1 protein-coding gene and 1 pseudogene are annotated in these 1,782 nt (G+C 63.2%); one reads left to right on the top strand and one right to left on the bottom strand.

Annotated features, from left to right (window positions below; all coding sequences use genetic code 11):
• Positions 1 to 229: pseudogene (locus C5P05_RS00515) on the top strand (hypothetical protein); the annotation flags it as partial.
• Positions 230 to 749: 520 nt separating this feature from the next.
• Here the strand turns inward: C5P05_RS00515 and C5P05_RS00510 are convergent.
• Positions 750 to 1,577: a DUF932 domain-containing protein gene (locus C5P05_RS00510; RefSeq protein WP_114967987.1), complete on the bottom strand. Its 828-nt coding sequence runs from the start codon at positions 1,575 to 1,577 to the stop codon at positions 750 to 752.
• Between the last annotated feature and the right edge of the window lie 205 nt (positions 1,578 to 1,782).

The following is a 1,782-nucleotide window of genomic DNA, read 5'->3' as shown; positions in this document are numbered from 1 at the left end:
GGCCGGTCCCTGTTTGCCGCCGTCTTTCCTGAGTTCATCGCCCGCGAAAAACCGGGCCAGCGAGGGACTGGCTGTCAAGGAAGAAGCGCAGGGTTGGTGCGGCCCACAGCACAGCGAGGACTCGGCCTTGCGCGCCTTGACGGCCTGGCACTGCGGGCTACGGTCGCGGGAGAAAGCGATGGACTTGGGGAAAGACGAACAGCGGCCGATGGGCCAGGGAATGCGCTGAAACCAACGCCGCGCGGCGAGCGCCCCTGCGTGCCGAAGGCACGCCTAGATGGATGCCGGTTGGCCGATCAGGTGCAACCTGTTCGGCGGCATTGCAGGGGGCGCTAAACAGAGTGCGGCGGGGATGGGTTGTCCAGCCGATCCCCTGGAGGGCAAGCGCAGCGCGCAGGCGTCAGCCGACCGCAGGAAGGGAACGATGGAAGCCCGAGATGGGCGAGCCGCTATGGCGGCTCGATGCCATGCACGACAGCGCGGCCCGGCGATGCCGGGAGACGCAAAGACAATTCAGACAGGAACGCCGAACTACCCAAATGCGAAGCATCTGGCACCTGTTGGTTGGTTCTCCATGCCAGCGATGGCGAATACCTACAGCCATCGAGCGGTCGCGTAGCGACCGCCGCCGCCGCGCGCCCAGACGGAACGGATGGGCGCGCGGCGGCCTGGCTGGCATGGTCGCCCTCCGCAGTGCTGTGTGCCTTCATTGTCGAGGGAGCATTACGCCCCCTCGCTGATTCAGCCGGTCAAGCCTTGAGCCGCTTCATGCCTTCGGCCAGCATCCACAAAGCCCGGTTGATCTTGACGTTCTGGTCAATGCCTTGAATGGGCCGGGTGCTATGCCTGCGTCCGGTGGCGGTACGTCCATGCAGCCCGCCCTGCGTCAAATTCTCCTGCACGCGGTTATAGGCGCTCCACAAGTCGGGCCGGTCGTCATCGCGGCGACGCGGCATCAATAGCTGCGATTCGGTGATGGGCGCGGGCGTGGCCGGGTCGTCGTACTTGAGGGAAAGCGCTGCATGGGCAAACACTTCGGCCTCGCCCCGGTCCAGTGTGATGTCGCGCATCTCGTCGCGGCGTTCGCGCACCAGATCGAAACCATCCAGCACGTCATATGCGCCCTCGATCACTTGCCCGACCACATCGCCTTTGTGCGGGATGCGCAGATCGGCCACGGTGTCGCCGCACACCAAGCCGTTTTTGCAGACGAAGCGGAACATGCCTGCCAACATTTGATAGCTGCTGGTGCCATCGTGCGAGTTCAGCAAAATGATTTCGTTGGCCTCCGCGCCATTGATCTGGTCGGCATGGCGCAGCCGCACCATGTGCTTGGTGTGCTCGCGTTTGCCTTCATCACGCACACGGGTCTGGCACACCATAAACGGCTGGAATCCTTCCTTGCGCAATTCGGACAACACCGCGCCGGTCGCTATGTAGCGGTAACGGTCAGAGCGGCTTTCGTGCTTGTCCTCGGCAAAGATGGACGGGGCCACGGTGCGGATTTGCTCATCTGACAGCGGATGATCGGCGCGCAGCACAGGGGAGCGGGAAGCGAAACGGGAACTAAGTTGCATGGTCTTTCTCCAGTGATTGAAGCTGTGGTTTCAAAGCTGACCGGATTCCAAGATTCGGAGCCCGTTGTGGCTTTGGTGGGTTCGGCGCAGAGACCTGGGCCGGTCCCTGTTTGCCGCCGTCTTTCCTGAGTTCATCGCCCGCGAAAAACCGGGCCAGCGAGGGACTGGCTGTCAAGGAAGAAGCGCAGGGTTGGTGCGGCCCACA

Source organism: Rhodoferax ferrireducens (genome assembly GCF_003347515.1).
Taxonomy (GTDB): Bacteria; Pseudomonadota; Gammaproteobacteria; order Burkholderiales; family Burkholderiaceae_C; genus Rhodoferax.
Note: the sequence above shows the minus strand (reverse complement) of the source record. Positions and strands in the feature narration are given on the sequence as shown.

Excerpts from the sequence above, each read along its gene's own strand:
- C5P05_RS00510 (WP_114967987.1), bottom strand. The coding sequence starts at position 1,577 with ATGCAACTTAGTTCCCGTTTCGCTTCCCGCTCCCCTGTGCTGCGCGCC.